General features: G+C 68.1%; 15 protein-coding genes. 6 read left to right on the forward strand and 9 right to left on the reverse strand.

The window, feature by feature from the left end:
* The first annotated feature begins 83 nt into the window (after positions 1-83).
* The 3 genes from ACCD11_RS03985 (at position 84) to ACCD11_RS03995 (ending at position 4,448) form a co-directional block, all read left to right on the forward strand.
* The gene (locus ACCD11_RS03985; protein WP_007836593.1) at positions 84-449 is read left to right on the forward strand and encodes a YciI family protein; all 366 of its coding nucleotides are present in this window, start codon (positions 84-86) and stop codon (positions 447-449) included.
* Positions 450-504: 55 nt separating this feature from the next.
* Positions 505-1,737 carry an RNA polymerase sigma factor gene (locus ACCD11_RS03990; protein WP_413312532.1) on the forward strand — a complete coding sequence of 411 codons (1,233 nt, stop codon included), beginning with the start codon at positions 505-507 and terminating at the stop codon, positions 1,735-1,737.
* A gap of 104 nt (positions 1,738-1,841) precedes the next feature.
* Positions 1,842-4,448 carry an FtsX-like permease family protein gene (locus tag ACCD11_RS03995; protein ID WP_413312534.1) on the forward strand — a complete coding sequence of 869 codons (2,607 nt, stop codon included), beginning with the start codon at positions 1,842-1,844 and terminating at the stop codon, positions 4,446-4,448.
* A 27-nt stretch (positions 4,449-4,475) separates the two neighbouring features.
* On the opposite strand, the gene ACCD11_RS04000 is transcribed toward ACCD11_RS03995, so the two are convergent.
* Positions 4,476-6,974 carry a penicillin acylase family protein gene (locus ACCD11_RS04000; RefSeq protein ID WP_413312536.1) on the reverse strand — a complete coding sequence of 833 codons (2,499 nt, stop codon included), beginning with the start codon at positions 6,972-6,974 and terminating at the stop codon, positions 4,476-4,478.
* 97 nt (positions 6,975-7,071) lie between these two features.
* Between ACCD11_RS04000 and ACCD11_RS04005 the strand changes: the two genes are divergently transcribed.
* The 3 genes from ACCD11_RS04005 (at position 7,072) to ACCD11_RS04015 (ending at position 9,773) form a co-directional block, all read left to right on the forward strand.
* Positions 7,072-8,148, forward strand: a complete 1,077-nt coding sequence (locus ACCD11_RS04005) for a PLP-dependent cysteine synthase family protein (protein ID WP_413312538.1) — start codon at positions 7,072-7,074, stop codon at positions 8,146-8,148.
* Positions 8,145-9,224: a lipocalin-like domain-containing protein gene (locus tag ACCD11_RS04010; protein WP_413312540.1), complete on the forward strand. Its 1,080-nt coding sequence runs from the start codon at positions 8,145-8,147 to the stop codon at positions 9,222-9,224. Before ACCD11_RS04005 ends, ACCD11_RS04010 begins: the two co-directional genes overlap by 4 nt.
* Positions 9,225-9,314: 90 nt before the next feature.
* Complete coding sequence (locus ACCD11_RS04015) at positions 9,315-9,773, forward strand: YXWGXW repeat-containing protein (protein ID WP_007836611.1); 459 nt, start codon at positions 9,315-9,317, stop codon at positions 9,771-9,773.
* A 62-nt stretch (positions 9,774-9,835) separates the two neighbouring features.
* Here the strand turns inward: ACCD11_RS04015 and ACCD11_RS04020 are convergent, their stop codons facing one another.
* The 8 genes from ACCD11_RS04020 to ACCD11_RS04055 all read right to left on the reverse strand — a co-directional run bounded on the left by ACCD11_RS04020 (position 9,836) and on the right by ACCD11_RS04055 (position 18,874).
* Positions 9,836-10,822, reverse strand: a complete 987-nt coding sequence (locus ACCD11_RS04020; RefSeq protein ID WP_413312541.1) for a branched-chain amino acid ABC transporter permease — start codon at positions 10,820-10,822, stop codon at positions 9,836-9,838.
* Positions 10,823-10,832: 10 nt separating this feature from the next.
* Positions 10,833-11,708 carry a branched-chain amino acid ABC transporter permease gene (locus tag ACCD11_RS04025; RefSeq protein WP_056596243.1) on the reverse strand — a complete coding sequence of 292 codons (876 nt, stop codon included), beginning with the start codon at positions 11,706-11,708 and terminating at the stop codon, positions 10,833-10,835.
* Positions 11,709-11,750: 42 nt separating this feature from the next.
* Positions 11,751-12,944 (reverse strand): ABC transporter substrate-binding protein, encoded by a 1,194-nt coding sequence (locus tag ACCD11_RS04030; RefSeq protein WP_413312542.1) that lies wholly within the window; start codon positions 12,942-12,944, stop codon positions 11,751-11,753.
* Positions 12,945-12,990: 46 nt separating this feature from the next.
* Positions 12,991-14,187, reverse strand: a complete 1,197-nt coding sequence (locus ACCD11_RS04035; RefSeq protein WP_007834406.1) for an ABC transporter substrate-binding protein — start codon at positions 14,185-14,187, stop codon at positions 12,991-12,993.
* Positions 14,188-14,227: 40 nt separating this feature from the next.
* Positions 14,228-14,935, reverse strand: a complete 708-nt coding sequence (locus ACCD11_RS04040; protein ID WP_413312543.1) for an ABC transporter ATP-binding protein — start codon at positions 14,933-14,935, stop codon at positions 14,228-14,230.
* Positions 14,935-15,705, reverse strand: coding sequence for an ABC transporter ATP-binding protein (locus ACCD11_RS04045; RefSeq protein WP_007837720.1), 771 nt, complete (start codon positions 15,703-15,705; stop codon positions 14,935-14,937). The genes ACCD11_RS04040 and ACCD11_RS04045 overlap by 1 nt, the downstream gene beginning before the upstream one ends.
* Positions 15,706-15,951: 246 nt before the next feature.
* A complete protein-coding gene (locus tag ACCD11_RS04050) occupies positions 15,952-17,514 on the reverse strand; it encodes a DHA2 family efflux MFS transporter permease subunit (RefSeq protein WP_413312544.1) in 1,563 nt (520 codons plus the stop codon).
* A 37-nt stretch (positions 17,515-17,551) separates the two neighbouring features.
* Positions 17,552-18,874: an efflux RND transporter periplasmic adaptor subunit gene (locus ACCD11_RS04055; protein ID WP_413312545.1), complete on the reverse strand. Its 1,323-nt coding sequence runs from the start codon at positions 18,872-18,874 to the stop codon at positions 17,552-17,554.
* Positions 18,875-18,885: the final 11 nt, after the last annotated feature.

The raw sequence follows: 18,885 nt of genomic DNA on the forward strand, positions 1-18,885 counted from the left end.
CTGCGTGTCGAAATGACCGCCGGCGGGCCGTCATTGTGGTGAGCGATCCTGCTCGACAGCCTTTTCCATGACGGAGAGACACCATGCAGTACATGTTGATGTTCTATCAGCCCGCGGCCGAATTCGAACAACGCGAAGATGCGTCCTCGCAGGCCTACCGGGCCAGCTGGGTCGCGTACGCCGACGCCGTGCGCCAGGCCGGCATTTCGCTCGGCGGCCACGGCCTTTTCCCGCCCATGACCGGCACCACGCTGCGCGTGCGCGGCGACAAGCGCCAGGTGCAGGACGGCCCCTTCGCCGACACCAAGGAGCAGCTCGGCGGCTACTTCGTGGTCGACGTGCCCAACCTCGACGTGGCACTCGAGTGGGCGGCGCGTGCCCCCTGCGCCACCAGCGGTGGAGTGGAGGTCCGGCCCGTCTTCACGGCCACGGCCGTAGCAACGGCATGAGCCGCCGGGCCGCTCTCAAGGCGAATACCGCAGCGCGGAGCGCGGAGGTTCTCGGGTGAGCAATCCGGCAGCTCGCCAGGCCGCCGAGCGTGCGGCGCGCGATTCGTATGGCCGGCTGCTGGCCATCCTGTCGGCGCGCACGCACGACATCGCCGCATCCGAAGACGCATTGGCCGACGCCTTCGCGCGAGCACTCGAGCGCTGGCCGGCCGATGGCATTCCCGCACAGCCCGACGCATGGCTGCTGAGCGTGGCGCGGCACCGCAAGCTCGACGCCTGGCGCCACACCCGCGTACAGGACGCGGCCACGCAAAGCCTGATGTTGCTGGCCGGCGAGGTCGACGAAGGCACCACCGACGGCGCGGCCGTGCCCGACGAGCGGCTGCGCCTGCTTTTCGTGTGTGCGCATCCGGCCATCGACGCGGCCGCGCGCGCACCGCTCATGCTGCAGACCGTGCTCGGGCTCGACGCCGCGCGCATGGCCGGCGCCTTCCTCACCGCGCCGGCCACGCTGGGCCAGCGGCTGGTGCGCGCCAAGGCCCGCATCCGCGCGGCCGGCATTCCCTTCGAATATCCGCGAGCGCGCGACCTGCCGCAGCGGCTGCAGGACGTGCTCGACGGCATCTACGCCGCCTACGGCACCGGCTGGGACGACGTGGACGGCGCCGACGCCCTGCCCCGCGGCCTCACGGCCGAGGCCATCGATCTCTGCCGCATCCTCTGTGGCCTGATGCCGAACGAACCCGAGCCGCTCGGCCTGCTCGCGCTGATGCTGTTCTGCGAGGCCCGCACGGCCGCGCGCCGCAGCGATGCCGGCGCTTATGTGCCGCTCGATCAGCAGGACATCACGCGCTGGGACCATGAACTGCTCGCGCAAGCTGAACACCATCTGCGGCGGGCCTGCGCTATGCAGTCGCTCGGCGCCTACCAGCTGGAGGCGGCGATCCAGTCGGCACACTGCGAGCGCCGCGCCGGCGCACCGGTGCCGCCCGAAACACTGGTGGCCCTGTACGAGGGCTTGCTGGCGCTGCGGCCGAGCGTCGGAGCACAGGTCAGCCGCGCCTGCGCGCTCGCCAATGCGCGCGGACCTGAAACCGGCCTGCGGGCGCTCGATGCCATTGCGGCCAATGAGGTGACGAACTACCAGCCCTTCTGGGCGGCGCGCGCCCATCTGCTCGCGGCCGGCGGTGCACGGGCGGCGGCACGGCAGGCCTACGACCGGGCCATCGGGCTCAGCGCCAGCGCGGTGGTGCGTGCGTATCTGCATGCGATGTCGGACCGGCTCTGAGCGGCCGGCTCTTCATCAACGCCGCCGTCACTCCCGCGGCGCGGCCACCGGCTCAGTCTCGCGCACCAGCAGCTTCGATCCGTGCACATCGCGACAATCGGCCCATGCGCGCATTGCTCACCACCTTCTCCTGGCAGGAACTCCGCCATCACCCCTGGCGCAATGCGGCGGCCGTGCTGGCGGTGATGCTGGGTGTGGCGCTGGCCTTCTCGGTGCAGCTGATCAATGCGTCGGCGCTCGACGAGTTCGCGAGCGCGGTGCGCTCGGTCAACGGCCAGCCCGACCTGGAAGTGCGCGCCGTGCAGGGCGGCTTCGACGAGGCCGTGTTCGCGCGGCTGGCCCGTCATCCGCAGGTGACGCTGGCGAGCCCCGTGGTCGAGTTCCAGGGCCTGGCGCTGGCGGGCGAACGCCAGGTGCCGATGCGCGTGATCGGCGTCGATGCGCTGGTGCTGCCTGCCATCGCTCCGGCGCTGATGCCACAGGCCGCAGCCGGTGCCGATCGCTTTGCGCTGTTCGCACCGGGCCATGTGTTTCTCAACACCGCGGCGCGCACTGCTCTGGGCCTGCCCGCGCAAGCGCCCGGCGGTGGCGTCGTGGAGACGATGCAGCTGCGCAGCGGCGATGCCTGGCAGCGGCTCGACGTGTCCGGCCACGTCGCCGCCAGCGGCTCGGCGCTCGCGGTGATGGACATCGCGGCCGCGCAGGAGCTGTTCGGCCAGGTCGGCCGGCTCAGCCGCATCGACCTTCGGCTGGCACCCGGTACCGACAGGGCCGCCTTCATGGCCTCGCTGCAGCAGTCGCCGGGCTGGCCCGCAGGCGTGCAGTTCGCCGAGCCCGGCGATGCGGCCGAGCGCGTGAGCAACCTGTCGCGCGCCTACCGCGTCAACCTGACGGTACTGGCGCTGGTGGCGCTCTTCACGGGCGCGTTCCTGGTGTTCTCGGTGCTGGCGCTCAGCGTGGCCAAGCGCGCGCAGCAGTTCGCGCTGCTCGGCGTGCTGGGCCTGATGCCGCGCGAACGGCTGCGGCTGGTGCTGACCGAATCGCTGGTGCTGGGTCTGATCGGCAGCACGGCCGGGCTCGTGCTCGGCACCGCGCTCGCGGCCTTTGCGCTGCGGGTGCTCGGCGGCGACCTGGGCGGCGGGTATTTCGAAGGCGTCGCGCCCAAGCTGCATTGGAGCAGCGGCGCGGCAGCGCTCTACGGCGGGCTCGGCGTGGTGGCCGCATTGGTGGGCGGCTGGTGGCCCGCGCGCGCGGCGCAGGCGCTGCCCGAAGCGCAAACACTCAAGGGGCTGGGCGCGGCGCCTACCCAGGGCAACAGCCACTGGCTGGCGCTGGGGCTGATCGCGCTCGGCGCGGTGCTGGCCAACGTGCCGGCCATCGGCGGCATTCCGGTGGCCGCGTATTTGTCGGTGGCCTGCCTGCTGGTGGGCGGCATCACCGCCCTGCCCTGGCTCATCGCGCTGCTGTACGACCGCATCGCGCCCGCGTTCGCGCAACGCGTGCTGCCGATGCTGGCCATCGAGCGCGCGCGCCGCATGCGGGGCACGGCGGCCGTGGCAGTGAGCGGCGTGGTCGCGAGCCTGAGCCTCGCGGTCGCGCTCACGGTGATGGTCGCCAGCTTTCGCGATTCGGTCACGCACTGGCTCGACGTGGTCCTGCCGGCCGACCTGTACCTGCGCGCCACTGCGGGTGGGCGCGGCAGCAACGCCGGCAACAGCAGCAGCACCGACACCGCGACCTTCCCGCCCGCCTTCGTGCAGGCGCTGGCGCAGTTGCCCGGCGTGGCGCGCACGGGCACGCTGCGCACGAAGACACTGCAGCTCGACGCGACCCGGCCCGCGGTCACGCTGATCGCGCGCAGCCTCGAAGGCGGCGCCACGCAGTCGCTGCCGCTGGTGGGCGCCGCGCTGCCGGTGCCCGAGGGGCAGGTCGGCATCTACGTGAGCGAGCCGATGGTCGAGCTGTACGGCGCGAAGCCGGGCACCGCGTTCGCGCCGCTGTCGGCCGCAATGGGCGTGGCAGCCGGCACGAAGAAGCCGCAGGTGTTCTTCGTGGCGGGCGTGTGGCGCGACTATGCGCGGCAGTTCGGCGCGGTCACGATGGACGCGCGCGATTTCGAACGCATCACCGGCGAACGCAACGTGAGCGACGTGGCGCTGTGGCTCGCGCCCGGTGCGCCGGAGGGCGCGGTGCAGGCACAGGTGCGCGCACTGGCGGCGCGCCAGGAAGGCGGCTCCGCGGAGTCCGTCGAGATCGCCTCGGTCGGCCAGATCCGCACGACCTCGCTGCGCATCTTCGACCGCAGCTTTGCCGTGACCTACTGGCTGCAGGCGGTGGCCATCGCCATCGGCCTGTTCGGCATCGCCGCGAGCTTCAGCGCGCAGGTGCTGGCACGGCGCAAGGAGTTCGGCCTGCTCGCACACCTGGGCTTCACACGGCGGCAGGTGCTGGCGGTAGTGGCGGGCGAAGGCGCCGCGTGGACGGCCATCGGCGCGGTCGCGGGGCTGCTGCTCGGGCTGGCCGTGTCGGTGGTGTTGGTGAAGGTGGTGAACCCGCAGAGCTTCCACTGGAGCATGGACCTGCTGGTGCCGTGGCTGCGGCTGCTGGCGCTGTGCGGCGCGGTGGTGGTGGCGGGCACCGTCACCGCCTGGCTGGCAGGGCGGGCGGCGGCCGGCAGGGATGTGGTGTTGGCGGTGAAGGAAGACTGGTAGGCAGGTGCTTCGCCTGCCGTCCCGGCCTCAGCGGTCTGGCGTCAGCTGGATGCGCTCCACGGTTTCCTTCTCGACCGCGGCGCGTGTATAGACCAGCGGCACGTACTTGCCCTCCAACCACAGTGGCGCCAGGTCGCGGTAGTTGGGGCTGTCGGGGTTGCCCGACTGGCCCGGCGTGTTGATGACACGCGACGCGTCCCAGTTGCCCACGTCGAGCACCATGCGGAACGAGGCGCCCGCAGTCAACTTGTAGTCGCTTGGCCGATAGGTGGCGGCCATCGGCGTGAAGGCCGAGCCGGACATGGGCCAGTCACCCACGTCGAGCTTCTTGCGCGTGGCCGCATCGACCACGCCACCCAGCGGATGGCGGAACTCGGCGCGATGCAGCGTGCCCCACTTCCATGCAGCGGCATCGGGGCCGAGCCTGGCGCTGAGTTCCTGCATGGCGAGCGGCAGGGCCTCGAGCAACAGCGCGTCGCGTTGCTCGTTCGTGACCCAGCCGGACGGGTTCTCGAGCAGCAGCACCATGCGCGTGTTGTCGCCGGGCCCGGCCAGCGCGGCGCCCGCATCGCCCGCGCCGGCTTTGAGCACGGCCGCGCGCAAGGGCTTGCTGCTCCAGACTTCGTACAGCGCGGCGGCGGCGCTGTCGCGGTCCATGGCGCCGTCCCAGCCCTGGAGCATGCGCAGCGCCGAAGCGGTCTGCGGATCGTCGCTGCGCAAGCCGGCCAGCAGCTTGAGCAGCCGCTGCGCGGGCGTGGCGACGATGTCGTTCTGCATGCGCTGCGAGTCCTCGACGGTAAAGCGCGAGCCCGCCGCCACCCTGGCCGCGAACAGCGCCTCGAGGCGGCGTGCGCGGGCCGCGTCGCTCCACTCGTAGCCGACGCCCTTCTTCGCGGCGGGGTGGTCGGGCGGAATGTTGTTCTCGTTGGCCGTCACGACATAGCCGCGCGCGGGGTTGAACTCCGAAGGCAACTCGTCGCCGTTGCGAAAGCCCGCCCACTCGTAGCGCCCGTCGCCGGGCACCGGCATCAGGCCGTCCCAGTTGGGCCGGATGGGCGTGAGGCCGCCGGGAATCCAGCCGACGTTGCCGCTGGTGTCGGCGTAGACCTGGTTTTCGCCTGGCGCGCCCCAGCGGTTCATGGCCGCGCGAAACTGGTCCCAGTTGCGCGCGCGCATGTAGTCCATCGAACCGAAATACGGCGCCATGCCAGGCTCCAGCCACGCGGCGCGCAACGCATACGCGCGCTGCTTGCCGGGCTCGGCCAGCAGCACGGGGCCGTGGCGGGTGAAGGTGTTGACCACCTCGCGCGGCGCGCTCTCGCCCTTCACCTCGATGCGCTCCGTGACGCGCGTCATCGGCTCCCAGCGGCCCTGGTAGCGGTACTCGCCGGGGTCGCTCGGGTTGAGCTGGTACACGTACAGGTCTTCCTGGTCCATGTAGAAGCGCGTGAGGCCGAAGGCGATGGTGCCGTTGTGGCCGATCGACAGGCCCGGCAGGAAAGGCTCGCCTGCGCCGATGGCGTCCATGCCAGGCGCGCTCAGGTGCGTCATGTAGCGCAGGCTCGGCGCGCCGTGCGAGCGGTGCGGGTCGTTGGCCAGGATGGGCCGGCCGGTGGCGGTGAGCTTCGGCGAGATCACCCAGTTGTTGCTGCCGTAGGCGCCAGTCGGGTCGCCCTGCGACGCTTGCTGCTGCTCTTCTCCCAGCTGCGCCGTGGCTTCCGCGCTGCCGGGCAGCAGGGACACGGGCACGACAGTCGCGCCCGCGTTCACGCCCAACCGCGTATTGGCCTTGGTGAACTGCGGCGGCTCGGTGGCGCGCAGGTAGGCCGCGCGCAATTCGGTGGCCGGAATGCCGCACGGGTCGAGCCCCGGCGGCACGCGCGGCGTGACGGGCGGATCGAGCTCGCGGCGCAGCCAGTCGGCCTTGACGCCGGCAGCGCCCCCGCAGAACGCGCGGGCGCGTTCGATCTCGGAAGTGAAGTTGAGCGTGAGGCCGTGGTGGCGGATGCGCACCACGTCCTCGGGCGACCATGTCGCGGGCTGGTAGCCGAGCAGCGCGAATTCTGCGGGCAGCAGTGCGGGCTGTGCGCGCACCTGTGCCACGTAGGCGTTGACACCCGCGGTGAAGGCTTCAGCCACGCGCTTGGCGTCGGAGCCGTAGGCGAGCCATTCGCGGTACATGTCGCCGCGGTAGAGCACGGCGCGCGCGGCGCGATCGCTCTCGACCCAGGCCGGGCCGAAGTCCCTGGCCATTTCGCCGAGGCCGCGTTTGCGCCACAGGTCCATCTGCCAGAGCCTGTCGCGCGCGGCGATGTAGCCCTGCGCCACGAAGGCGTCGTAGAGCGTGCCCGCATAGAGATGCGGCACGCCCCAGCGGTCGATCAGCACCTCGGCGGGCTTCTCGAGCCCCGGCACTGCGAACGACGAGGAGGGCCGCGTCGGCAGGCCGTTGCCGGAAGGGCTGCTGGCGCAGCCGGACAATGCGAGGGCCGCGAGCGCAACGGCGCCCAGGTTCGTTTTTTTCATGTGTCTCCGTCTCCTCTGCCTTGTGAGCGGCAGCGCACAGTATCCCGATTTACGGCCGCGCCGGGTTACAAACCATGACTTGTAGACTGAGGCCGATATGCAGCAAATACTTTCTTCTTCGTCCTGCAACGCCTGGCTCGACAGCGCCATTCGCCGCATCGAGGCCGACTACCAGCGCAGCGCCGACACGCACCTGATCCCGCTGCCCCTGCCCTCGCTCGCGGCGCACGGCATCGACCTCTACCTGAAGGACGAATCGACGCACCCGACCGGCAGCCTCAAGCACCGGCTCGCGCGTTCGCTCTTTCTCTACGCGCTGTGCAACGGCTGGGTGCGCGAGGGCACCACCATCGTCGAGGCCTCGAGTGGCTCCACGGCCGTGAGCGAGGCCTACTTCGCGCGGCTGCTGGGCCTGCCCTTCATCGCCGTGATGCCGCGTACCACCTCGCCCGAGAAGGTCGCGCAGATCGCCTTCTACGGCGCGAGCTGCCACTTCGTGGACCATGCCGCCCAGGTGTACGAAGAGGCGCGCGCGCTGGCCGAGCGCAGCGGCGGCCACTACATGGACCAGTTCACGTATGCCGAGCGCGCGACCGACTGGCGCGGCAACAACAACATCGCAGAGAGCATGTTCCAGCAGATGGCGCGCGAGCGGCATCCGGTGCCGAAGTGGATCGTGGTGGGCGCGGGTACTGGCGGCACCAGCGCGACCATCGGGCGCTACCTGCGCTATCGCTGCCACGACACGCAGGTGTGCGTGCCCGACCCCGAGGGCTCCGTGTTCTCGGCCTACCACCGCACGGGCGATACCTCGCTGACGGACGCGGGCTCACGCATCGAAGGCATCGGCCGGCCGCGCGTGGAGCCCAGCTTCATCCGCACGCTGGTCGACCGGATGATCGAAGTGCCGAACCTCGACTCGGTGGCGGCGATGCATGCACTGTCGGCACTGCTGGGCCGCAAGGTCGGGCCGTCGACGGGCACCAACTTCATCGGCATGCTGGCCGTGGCGCACGAAATGCGCGCGGCGGGACAGCAGGGCTCCATTCTTTCGCTGCTGTGCGATGCGGGCGAGCGCTATCTGCCGAGCTACCACGATGCGAGCTGGGTGCGGAATGCCTTCGGCGACATCGCGCCGGCGCAGCGGCGCATCGATGCGCTGGTGGCGGCATGAGGCCTCCTCCTTCGCCGCTGTTCGGCCTCTCGCGGCGCGGCCTGCTGCTGGCGGCGCTCGCGGCCGGGCCGCTGACGGCGTGGGCACTGCCCGAGCGCCGGATGGAGTTCCCGCGCGACTTCGGCAGCCACCCCGACCTGCACACCGAATGGTGGTACGTCACCGGCCACGCGAAGACTCCGGGCGGACGAGAGTTCGGCTTCCAGGTGACCTTCTTCCGCTCGCGCGTCGACGCCACGCAGGGCATGCGCTCGGCCTTCGCCGCGAAGCATCTCGTGTTCGCGCACGCGGCCGTCACCGACCTCGAAGGCCGCGTGCTGCTGCACGACCAGCGCATCGCACGCGCGGGCTTTGGCGTGGCCGAAGCCGGCACCAACGACACCGACGTGCGCATCCGCGACTGGTCGCTGGTGCGGGAGAACGGGCTCTACGTTGCGCGCATTCCGGCCGGCGAATTCACGCTCGAGCTGCGCTTCACGCCGACGCAGCCGGTGCTTCTGCAAGGCAACGCCGGCCTCTCGCGCAAGGGCCCCGAGGAATCGCAGGCGAGCTACTACTACAGCGAGCCGCAACTCAAGGCCCAGGGCAGGCTCACGCTCAAGGGACAAGCCTTCGATGTCGCCGGCGCCGCGTGGCTCGACCACGAATGGAGCGAAGCGCTGATGCACCCCGAGGCCGTGGGCTGGGACTGGATCGGCATGAACCTCGACGACGGCAGCGCCCTCACCGCCTTCCGCCTGCGGCGCAGCGACGGCAGCGCGCTGTGGACCGGCGGCTCGTTCCGCCAGCGCGATGGCGCGGCACGAGCCTTCAGGAACGACGAAGTGCGCTTCGAAGCCCTCAAGACCTGGGACAGTCCGCGCACGCAGGCGAAGTACCCGACGCAATGGCGCGTGCAAACGCCCGCCGGCAACTTCGAAGTGCGCGCCTTGCTCGACGACCAGGAACTCGACAGCCGCGGTTCGACCGGCGGCGTGTACTGGGAAGGCGTGAGCGAACTGCTCGATGTCCAAGGCCACCGCGTGGGCCGCGGCTATCTGGAAATGACGGGCTACGCCGCACCGCTGAAGCTGTAACTGTTGTAGCCGCGCACAAGGCCTGACAACCGATTCCTTGCCGCCTGCGTTGGGAATCGTGCCCCACTCATTTAAAACGGAGGATCATCCATGAAGATTCGAATCGCAGTGCTGGCCGCGGCCGGCGCCCTTTCCATCCTTGCAAGCCCCATTGCCGCCAACGCGCAAGTCTCGGTCAACATCAACGTGCCCGGACTGGTGATGACGGCACCGCCGCCGCCGCGCTACGAGCCTCTGCCCCCACCACGCGGCGGCTTCGTCTGGGTACCGGGCCGCTGGGCCTGGGACGGCCGCGCCTACGGATGGCGCCCGGGCGGCTGGCAGCCCGAGCGCGCGGGATACGCCTATGCCCCAGGCCGCTGGGTCGAAGACCGCGGCGGCTGGCGCTGGACCGAAGGCGACTGGCGCCGGCAAGAAGCCCGCCGTGAAGCACGCCGCGAGCGCGAATGGGAAGACGACCACCGCCACCACGACGGCGGCCATCGGCACGGCCATGACCGCGATCGCGATTTCTGCCCGCCCGGCCAGGCGAAAAAAGGCAACTGCTGATTACCGATTGCTGATCCGCAAACACAAAGGGAGCCCAGGCTCCCTTTTTTGTTGGCCGCGCATTACTTCGCCCGCCGCCTGTCGATGAACGCGATGATCTCGCCCATGATCCCCTTGCGGAAGGCCAGCACGCAGATCACGAAGATCAGGCCCGTGACCATGGTCACCGACTCGCCCAGCGTGTTGAACCAGTCCACCGTCGTGATGCGCGCAAGCAGGTTGCCGAGTTCGCCGATCTTGTTCTCGAGCAGCACCACCACGGCCGAGCCCACCAGCGGACCCGAGAGCGTGCCCAGGCCGCCCACCAGCGTCATCAGGATGACCTGGCCCGAAGCGGTCCAGTGCACGTCCGACAGCGTGGCGAAGCCCAGCACCAGCGTCTTGAGCGAACCGGCCAGTCCCGACAGCGCCGCCGAGAGCACGAAAGCCAGCAGCTTGAAGCGGCTCACGTCGTAGCCCAGCGACAGCGCGCGCGGCTCGTTCTCCTTGATGCCCTTGAGCACCTGCCCGAAGGGCGAGTGGATGGTGCGCACGATCAGCAGGAAGGCCGCGACCACGATGACCAGTGCCACGTAGTACATCGTGAGGTCGTTGGACAGGTCGACCAGGCCGAACAGCTTGCCGCGCGGCACGCCCTGCAGGCCGTCTTCGCCGCCGGTGAACTTGGCCTGCAGCGCGACGAAGAACATCATCTGCGCGAGCGCCAGCGTGATCATCGCGAAGTAGATGCCCTGGCGGCGAATGGCCAGCACGCCGAAGATCCAGCCGAGGAAAGCGCCGCTGAGCGTGCCCGCGATCAGGCCCAGTTCAGGCGTGAGCCCCCAGACCTTGATGGCATGGCCCGCCACGTACGCGGAGCCGCCGAGGAAGGCCGCGTGGCCGAACGACAGCAGGCCCGTGAAGCCCAGCAGCAGGTTGAAGGCCGCGGCGAACAGTGCGAAGCACATGAGCTTCATCACGAACACCGGGTAGGCGCCGAAGAACGGCGCCGCGACGAGCGCGACCAGCAGAAGTGCGTAGACGATGAGGGAGATTTTTTTCGTGTTCATGCCACTCGCCTTATTTTTCTTTGCCGAACAGGCCGGCGGGGCGAATCAACAGCACGATGACCATGATCACGAACACAACCGTAGACGATGCCTCGGGATAGAAAACCTTGGTGAACCCTTCGATCACGCCGAGCCCGAGACCCGTGAGGATGGCGCCCATGATCGAACCCATGCCGCCGATCACGACCACCGCGAACACCACGATGATGAGGTTCTGCCCCATCAGCGGCGACACCTGCATCACCGGTGCAGCGAGCACGCCGGCGAAGGCCGCGAGCGCGCAGCCGAAGGCATAGGTCAGCGTGATCATCAGCGGCACGTTGACGCCGAAGGCCTCCACCAGCCGCGGGTTCTCGGTGCCGGCGCGCAGGTAGGCGCCCAGGCGGGTCTTCTCGATCACGAACCAGGTCGCAAAGCAGATCACCAGCGATGCAACGACCACCCAGGCGCGATAGTTCGGCAGCACCATGAAGCCCAGGTCGGTGGAACTCGACAGCGCATCGGGCGCGTCGTAGGGCAGCCCCGACACGCCGTAGACCGAGCGGAACACGCCCTCGATCAGCAGCGTGAGGCCCAGCGTGAGCAAGAGGCCGTAGAGGTGGTCGAGCTTGTAGATCCAGCGCAGCAGCAGGCGCTCGATGAGCACGCCGAAGATGCCGATGACGATGGGCGCCGCGATCAGCATCACCCAGTAGTTGACGCCGAGATACTCCATCGCCATCCATGTCAGGACGGCGCCCAGCATGAACAACGCGCCATGCGCGAAGTTGATGACGTTGAGCAGGCCGAAGATCACCGCCAGCCCGAGGCTCAGGATGGCGTAGAACGAGCCGTTGACCAGCCCCAGGAGGAGCTGGCTCAACAACGCAGGAAGGGAAATGGTCATAAGTGTTTCAACGAACCCGGGCGGCTGCGCGCCCGCGGGAGATCACTTCCAGAGGGCGCACTTGCTCTCGGCCTTCGTCGTGAAGACCTCTTCGCCCTTCAGCTTCTGGACCACCTTGTAGTAGTCCCACGGCTGCTTGGATTCGGCCGGCGACTTGACCTGCACAAGGTACATGTCGTGCACGAAACGGCCGTCGGCGCGGATGCTGCCCTTGGCATAGAAGTCGTCGACGGGGGTCTTCTTGAGCGCCTCCATCACCTTGTCGGCATCGACCGTCTTGGCGGCCTGCACGGCCTTCAGGTAGGTCATGGTGGCCGAATAGTCGGCGGCCTGGATGTCGGTGGGCATGCGCTTGGTCTTCTCGAAGAAGCGCTTGCCAAAGGCGCGCGTCTTGTCGTCGAGGTTCCAGTCCCAGCTGGTGGTGAGCAGCAGGCCTTCGGTGTTCTTCAGGCCCAGGCTGTGCACGTCGGTCACGAACACCAGCAAGCCGACCATCTTCATGGTCTTGGTGATGCCGAATTCCTTGGCGGCCTTGATCGAGTTGATGGTGTCGCCGCCCGCATTGGCCAGCGCCAGCACCTGGGCCTTGGAGTTCTGCGCCTGCAGCAGGAACGAGGAGAAGTCGGAGGTGTTGAGCGGATGCTTCACGCTGCCCACCACGGTGCCGCCCTTCTCCTTCACGACCTTGGACGCGTCGGCTTCCAGTGCCTGGCCAAAGGCATAGTCGGCCGTCAGGAAGTACCAGCTCTTGTCGCCGCGTGCGATCACGGCGCTGCCCGTGCCCTTGGCCAGCGCCACGGTGTCGTAGGCGTAGTGCACGGTGTAGGGGCTGCACTGCTCATTGGTGAGCGCCGAACTGCCGGCACCGTTCACGACGAACACGCGCTTCTTCTCCTGCGCCACCTTGGCCATGGCCAGCGCAGTGCCCGAGCTGGTGCCGCCGAACAGCATCGTCAGGCCCTGCGTGTCGATCCATTCGCGCGCCTTGGAAGCCGCGATGTCGGCCTTGTTCTGGTGGTCGGCCTGCAGCAGCTCGATGGGCATGCCGTTGACCTTGCCGCCGAAGTCGTCGATGGCCATCTGGATCGCGAGGGCGCCGTTCTTGCCCTCCACGTCCGCGTAGAGGCTCGACATGTCGGTGATGAAGCCGATCTTGACCTTGTCCTGGGCCTGGACGGCGCCCGCGGCAAGCGCCATGGCAAGGGACAGGCCGGAAAGCACGAACGTCTTTTTCATGGTCGGGAACTCCTGGAGAAGGAATGGAAAGTCGTGAGGGCGAGCATCACTTCCAGCTGGCGCACTTGGTTTCTGCCTTGGCCGTGAAGACCTGGTCGCCCGGCAGGGTCTTGAGCACCTTCAGGTAGTCCCAAGGCTTCTTCGATTCGGCGGGCGACTTCACTTCGACCAGGTACATGTCGTGGATGAAGCTGCCGTCGGCGCGGATCTGACCCTTGGCGTAGAAGTCGTCAACCTTCATGCTCTTGAGTTGCGCCATCACCTTGTCGGAGTCGGTCGTCTTGGCGGCGGCCACGGCCTTCAGGTAGGTGGTGGTAGCCGAGTAGTCGGCAGCCTGCACGTCGGTGGGCATGCGCTTGGTCTTCTCGAAGAAGCGGTTGGCGAACTTGCGCGTGTCGTCGTTCAGGTCCCAATACCAGCTGGTGGTGTGCAGCAGGCCTTCGGTGTTCCTCAGGCCCAGGCTGTGGATGTCGCTCAGGAAGACCAGCAGGCCGGCGGTCTTCATGGTCTTGTTGATGCCGAATTCCTTGGCGGCCTTGATCGAATTGATGGTGTCGCCGCCGGCGTTGGCCAGGCCGAGGATCTGCGCCTTGGAGTTCTGCGCCTGCAGCAGGAACGACGAGAAGTCGGATGCGTTCAGCGGATGGCGCACCGCGCCCACCACCGTGCCGCCCTTCTCTTTCACCACCTTGGTGGTGTCGGCTTCGAGTGCGTGGCCGAAGGCGTAGTCGGCCGTCAGGAAGAACCAGCTCTTGCCGCCGCGATCGACCACGGCCGCGCCGGTGCCCTTGGCCAGCGCCACGGTGTCGTAGGCATAGTGGACGGTGTAGGGGCTGCACTGCTCGTTGGTGAGCACCGAGCTGCCGGCGCCGTTGTTGAAGTACACGCGCTTTTTCTCTTCCGCCACCTTGGCGGTGGCCAGCGCGGTGCCGGAGTTGGTGCCGCCGAAAACCATGGTCACGCCAGCGGTGTCGATCCATTCGCGCGCCTTGGAAGCGGCGATGTCGGCCTTGTTCTGGTGGTCGGCCGTCAGCAGTTCGATGGGTTGGCCCAGCACCTTGCCGCCGAAGTCGTCGATGGCCATCTGGATGGCGGTGGCGCCGCCCTTGCCTTCCAGGTCGGCGTAGAGACTCGACATATCGGTGACGAAACCGATCTTCACTTTTTCCTGCGCCTGCACAGCGCCTGCGCTCAAGGCGAGGATGGCGACGGCGGTGGCGATGAGTCCGAGTTTCTTGTTCATGGTGTTGGGTCTCCTGAAAAATCTTGTTGGGTGTTCGAGTTCAGACGCCGAGCAGTTCGGTGAGCACCGGCATCTTGGCTTCAAGTTCGGCCGCGCCGAATTTTTCGACGATGCGGCCATGCTCCATCACATAGAAGCGGTCCGCCAACGGCGCCGCGAAGCGGAAGTTCTGCTCCACCATGACGATGGTGTAGCCCTTGGCGCGCAGCATGGTGATCATTCGGGCCAGCGCCTGCACGATGACTGGCGCGAGGCCCTCGGAGATTTCGTCGAGCAGCAGCAGCTTGGCGCCGGTGCGCAGGATGCGCGCCACGGCCAGCATCTGCTGCTCGCCGCCCGACAGGCGCGTGCCCTGGCTGTGGCGGCGCTCGGCGAGGTTGGGGAACATGGCGTAGATCTCTTCGACCGACATGCCCTGCCCCGCGCCTTTCAGCTCGGGCGGCAGCAAGAGGTTTTCTTCACACGAAAGGCTCGCGAAGATGCCGCGCTCCTCCGGGCAATAGCCGATGCCGAGGTGCGCGATGCGGTGCGTCGGCATGCCGATGGTCTCCTTGCCGTTGACCTCGATGCTGCCCTTGCGCGCGCCGGTGAGCCCCATGATGGCGCGCAGCGTGGTGGTGCGGCCCGCGCCGTTGCGGCCCAGCAGCGTGACGACTTCGCCCGGCTGCACGACCATGTCGACGCCATGCAGCACGTGCGATTCGCCGTACCAGGCTTGCAGGCCCTTGATCTGAAGTGCCGCGGTCATCAGTGGGCCCCTTGCAGCTGGCCGTCGGTGGTGCCCATGTAGGCCTCCATGACCTGGGGATTCGCGGAGACTTCGGCGTAAGGTCCTTCGGCCAGCACGGCACCGCGCTGAAGCACGGTGATGGTGTCGGCGATGGTGGAGACCACGCTCATGTTGTGTTCGACCATCAGGATGGTGCGTCCGGCCGACACGCGCTTGATGAGTTCGGCCACGCGGTGCACGTCTTCATGGCCCATGCCCTGCGTGGGCTCGTCGAGCAGCATCAGCTCGGGCTCCATGGCCAGCGTGGTCGCGATCTCGAGCGCGCGCTTGCGGCCGTACGGCAGGTTCACGGTCTGTTCGTCGGCGAGTGCCTCGAGGCCCACTTCGGCGAGCAGTTCGCGGGCGCGCGCGTCGAGCGGCTTGAGCGACTTCTCGCTCTTCCAGAAGTGGTACGAAGTGCCCAGCCGGCGCTGCAGGCCCAGGCGCACGTTCTCGAGCAGCGTGAGGTGCGGGAACACGGCAGAGATCTGGAACGAGCGGATGATGCCGCGCCGCGCGATCTGCGCGGGCCGCTCGCCGGTGATGTCCTGTCCGTTGAAGAGGATCGTGCCGGTGGTCGGCTCGAGGAACTTGGTGAGCAGGTTGAAGCAGGTCGTCTTGCCGGCGCCGTTCGGGCCGATCAGCGCATGGATCGAGCCGCGCACCACCGAGAGATTGACCTTGCTGACGGCAGTGAACCCCTTGAATTCCTTGGTGAGCTCGCGTGTTTCGAGGATGACGTCGCTCATCTCGCGAGGTCGCCCGGATTCGGAAAAAGAAAGTCGGTCATGCGGTCCATCCCAATGCGCCACCATTGAGCGCGGACCGATTGTTCGTGCGTGCCACTCGCTTGGATACTGGGGCAAATGCCTATGCTGCAGTGCAACCTGCACGGATCTGTGCGGCATCCGAATCGGGACTGTCGTCGCAGCGACAAAGAAAACCCCCAGGCTCCTTGCGGAGGCTGGGGGTCGATGAGGCGATGGTGTGCGCGCTCAGTGCGCGCCGGCTGCGGCGTCGCTGCCGGCACCGCCGCGCTGCGGCCGCGCCAACCACACCAGCGGGATCAGCAGCAGGAACAGGATCGCCGACGCATAGAAGATGTCGTTGGTCGCCAGCATGAACGACTGCTGGTCGACGATGCGGTTCAGCTGCCCCAGCACCTGCTCGCTGCTGAAGCCGCTGCCCGCGAGGCCCGACATCGCGCTGGTCGCCGCGTTGTTACCCTGGTTCACGGTCTCCGCCAATTGCGAGTGATGCAGCGCCGCGCGGTTCTCCCACAACGTGGTGGTGATCGACGTGCCCATCGCGCCCGCGGTGATCCGCAGGAAGTTCGACAGTCCCGACGCGGCCGGAATGCGGTCGGGCGTGAGGCCCGACAACGTGATGGTCACGAGCGGAATGAAGAAGAACGCCATCGCGATGCCCTGGATGATCGTCGGGATGATGATCGTCACGAAATCGGCCTGCGTATTGAAGTGCGAGCGCATCCACAGCACCAGCGCGAACACCAGGAACGAGAAGGTCGCATAGCGGCGCGGGTCGATCTTGGCCACCGTGAGCCCCACCACCGGAGAGAAGAAGATCGCCAGCAGCCCGACGGGCGCCATGATCATGCCCGCCTGCGTCGCGGTGTAGCCCATCCACTGCTGCAGCCACAGCGGCAGCAGCACCACGTTGCCGAAGAACAGGCCATAGGCCACGGCCGTTGCCACGGCGCCCGACCAGAAATTGCGGCGCTTGAACAGCGACAGGTCGACCACCGGATGCTTGTCGGTCAGCTCCCACACCAGGAAGAACGCGAAGCCGACCACGGCCACCACCGCCAGCGTGATGATCTGCGCCGAGTGGAACCAGTCGAGTTCCTTGCCCTTGTCGAGCATCAGCTGCAGCGAGCCCACCCACAGCACCAGCAGCGCGAGGCCGATGGCGTCGATCGGCACTTTGTGCGTGGCGCTCTCGCGGTGACGGTACAGCGCCCAGGTGATGGCCGCGGCGACGATGCCCACGGGGATGTTGATGTAGAAGATCCACGGCCACGAGATGTTGTCGGTGATCCAGCCGCCAAGCAGCGGCCCCATCACCGGCGCGACCAGCGTGGTCATCGACCACATCGCCATCGCGAGGCCCGCCTTGGCGCGCGGATAGCTCGACAGCAGCAGCGTCTGCGACAGCGGGATCATCGGGCCCGCAACGAAGCCCTGCAGCGCGCGAAAGGCGATCAGCGTCGTCATGTTCGGCGCCAGGCCGCACATCAGCGAGGTGATCATGAACAGGATCACGCTGACCATGAACAGGCGCACCTGTCCGAAGCGCTGCGTCATGAAGCCTGTGAGCGGCACCGCGATGGCGTTGGCCACCGCGAAGCTGGTGATGACCCAGGTACCCTGCGTGGTGCTCACGCCCAGGTCACCGGAGATGGCAGGCAGCGACACGTTCGCGATCGACGAGTCGAGCACGTTCATGAAGGTTGCCGCAGACAGCGCGACCGTGCCCCAGAGGCGGGCTGCGCCCTCGAGCGGCGGATGCGCGACGTAAGCAGGAGCAGCGGTGGCCATGGGCGAACTGTTTACCTGAGGAAGAAAGTCCGGGCGATCAGCCCGGTTGCCCCTGCGCGGCCACCGACGTGGCAGGCGCTGTCGGGTTCTTCGCCGGTGCGGCAGCTGCCGTGGCCGACGCGCTGCGGCCGAGGTTGGCCGCGACGATGCGCTCCACTTCGGCGTCGGCGCCGCGGTCGAGCTGGCTGTAGACCTGCGTCTGCGTGAGCGCAGCGGCGCGCGGCGCGTCGGCGAGCATCTTGCCGCTCTTCGAGGAGATATCGATCTCGGCATCCATCGACAGGCCGATGCGCAGCGGGTTGGACTTGAGCTGCTCAGGGTCGAGCGCGATGCGCACGGGCACGCGCTGCACCACCTTGATCCAGTTGCCGGTGGCGTTCTGCGCGGGCAGCAGCGCAAACGCGCTGCCCGTGCCCACGCCGAGGCCCGCGACCTTGCCGCTGTATTCGATCTTCTTGCCGTAGACGTCGGCCGTGAGCTTCACGGGCTGGTCAATGCGGATGTTGCGCAACTGCACTTCCTTGAAGTTGGCGTCGACCCACAGCTGGTTGAGCGGCACGATCGACATCATTGGCGTGCCGGCGGCCACGCGCTGGCCGAGCTGCACGGTGCGCTTGGCGACGTAGCCGTCGACCGGCGCGGGCATGGCCACGCGCTGCGTGGCGAGGTAGGCCTCGCGCACCTTGGCGGCAGCGGCCAGCACGCTGGGGTGCTGGGCCACGCTGGTGCCTTCGGTCAGCGACTGGTTGCTGACCAGGGCTTCCTTCGCGGCGACCACGCCGGCCTGCGCCGCTGCGAGCTGGCTCTTGGCGGTGTCGAGCTGCGTTTCGGCATGGTTGAGCTCTTCCTTCGACACGGCGCCGTTGCCCGACAGCGCGCGGCGGCGCTGCAGGTCGTCCTGCGCCTTGGCGATGTCGCTCTGCGCCTTGACGATGTCGGCCTGGCGCAGCGTGACCTGCGCGGCCAGCGAGCCGTTGTTGGCGTACAGCGTGCGCACTTGGCGCACGGCCTGCGCGAGCGCGGCTTCGGCCTGTTCGAGCGACACCTTGGCATCGGCCGGGTCGAGTTGCACCAGCGGCTGGCCGGCCTTCACGAAGTCGGTGTCATCGGCGTTGATGGCCATCACGGTGCCGCCGATCTGCGGCGTGATCTGGATCACGTTGCCCTGCACGTAGGCGTTGTCGGTGTCCTCGTAGTGGCTGGCGACCAGCCATTCGTAGACACCCCAGCCGCCGCCGGCGACGATCACCACCGCGGCGAGCGCGGTGAGCGCGCGGCGGCGCTTGCCATTGCCGGCGGGCGCCTCGGGGGCTGCGGAAGCTGCGGCTGCAGCGGACGTCGGAGTGTTGTTGTCGCTCATGATGAAGTTCT

Origin of the sequence: Variovorax sp. Varisp36 (assembly GCF_047304235.1) — a bacterium.
In the GTDB taxonomy this organism is placed as follows: Bacteria; Pseudomonadota; Gammaproteobacteria; order Burkholderiales; family Burkholderiaceae_C; genus Variovorax.